The 1,915-nt window shown below is 68.9% G+C and carries 1 protein-coding gene; it reads right to left on the bottom strand.

Annotation, left to right across the window (positions count from 1 at the left end; translation table 11 throughout):
* A partial coding sequence (locus tag DZA62_RS35200) for a hypothetical protein (RefSeq protein ID WP_157988113.1) occupies window positions 1-1,915 on the bottom strand: 1,915 nt, incomplete at both ends.

Here is a 1,915-nt window from a genome sequence, read left to right as displayed (position 1 = left end):
TCGAGCGGGGCGCAGGTGTCGGCGTCGAGGTGGTGGCCGTTGTGGTCGAGCAGGCCGAGGTTGAGCAGTCCGCCGGTGTCGCCGTCGCCCGGGTTGTCCGGGCATTGCAGTGTTTCGGCGGTCGCGGTGGCCGGGTCGACGGTGACCGCGACGCTCACCTGGTAGGTGTGGGTGGTGTCGATGTCGATGGTGACGTCGCCGGTGATGGCGTTCTCGGCCGCGTCGGGCTCGGTGCCTTGGCCGGTGAAGGTGTCCAGCACCGCGATGTCGCCGGGGTCGGTGTTGGTGGCGGTGACGTCGACGATGGTGATGCCGGCGCCGTAGTTGAGCTGGTCGGACAGGACGTAGTCGCCGGCGGCGGCGCCGTCGTTGAGGACTTCCAGCTCGTAGGTGATGGTGTAGGCGTTGGTGCCGGTCGAGGTGGGCCCGGACGCGATGGTCTTGTCCAGGTGGATCGACGGCAGGTCGGCGCAGTCGGTGTCGGTGATCTCGTCGCCGCCCTCGGTGGTGAGGGTGGCGGCGTTGTTCAACCCGCCGTTCTCCCAGTTGTCGCCGGGTTCGTCCTGGCACGCGGCCTGGGTGTTGCCGTCGTCGTCCACCTCGAACGACACCGGCACGTCGGCGACCACGGTGATGGTGTAGACGTGCGGGGCGTAGGCGTCGTCGTTCATGCCCGGCAGCGTCACGTCCTCGGCGATGAGGGTGTCCTCGAGACCGTCCCAGTCCTCGTTCACGTCCACACCGTCCGGTGCGTCGGTGATCTCGGCGTAGTCGACCTCGATCGTGTCGCCGAACAGCAGCTCGTCCTCGAGGTCGTAGCTGGTCTCGCCGGGCAGCAGGTTGTTCACCGTCAGCGTGTAGACGACCTGCCACTGCCCGTCGTCCACCGGCTCGGCGGACACCAGTTCCTTGTCCAGGTCCGGCTCACCCAGCGACAGGCACGCCTCGTCGTCGTCGGTGAGGTCGTTGTGCTCGATGCCGGTGCTGTTGGCCAGCCCGCCGTTCTCGCCGGAGTCCGGCTCGGGGCAGGCCATCGACTCGTCGGTGAGCGTGTCCTCGTCCAGGGAGAACACCACCTGCACCTGGTAGGTGTGCACCCCGCCCGCGGGCAGCGGCACGTCCTCGGCGATCACGTTGACCGGGTCACCGTCCGCGCCCTGGCCGGTCCAGGTGTCCAACGCGGTCACCCCGTCCGGCGTGGCGACCACCTGGGAGTCCTCGACCACGATGCCGTCGCCGTAGCGGAGCCGGTCGCTGATGGTGTAGTCACCGTCGGCGGCGCCGGTGTTCGACGCGACCAGGTCGTAGGTGATCGACCAGGTCCCGTCACCGTTGGCGGTCGGCCCGGCGCTGATGGTCTTCTCGATGTCGATCGACGGCAGCGGCGCGCAGGCCTGGTCGTCCTCGCTCAGGCCGGACTCGTCGGTCAGCGACGACGTGTTGTTGAACGCCGTGTCGGTGGTCGGGTCCTCGCCCTCGCCCGGGCACGCCGTCGGATCCTGACCGCCCTCACCGGGTGTGAGCTGCAGCGGCGCCTCGGCGATCACCGTCAGCTCGTAGTGGTGCGGCGCGTATCCCTCGTCGTCGGTGCCGGCCAGCGGCACCTGTTCGGCGATGACCAGCTGGTCCTGCCCGTTCCACGGCGGGTCGAACAGCGTGGCCTCGGCCGGCGACGCGGTCACGTCGGCGGAGACGATGGTGACCTGGTCGGTGAAGCGCAACTCGTCGGCCAGGTCGTACCACGTCGCCTGGACGCCCTTGTTCGTCACGTCGATGCCGTAGACGATCTCCCACTGGCCGCCACCGATCGGCGTGGCCGAGATCAGCGTCTTGTCGTGCGTCGGCTGCCCGACCTCACGGCACTCGGTGTCGGTGTCCGGGTAGCCGTTGAACGACGAGTTCGCGTCGTTGTACA

This window comes from Jiangella endophytica, from assembly GCF_003427025.1.
Lineage (GTDB): Bacteria > Actinomycetota > Actinomycetes > Jiangellales > Jiangellaceae > Jiangella > Jiangella endophytica.
Note: the sequence above shows the minus strand (reverse complement) of the source record. Positions and strands in the feature narration are given on the sequence as shown.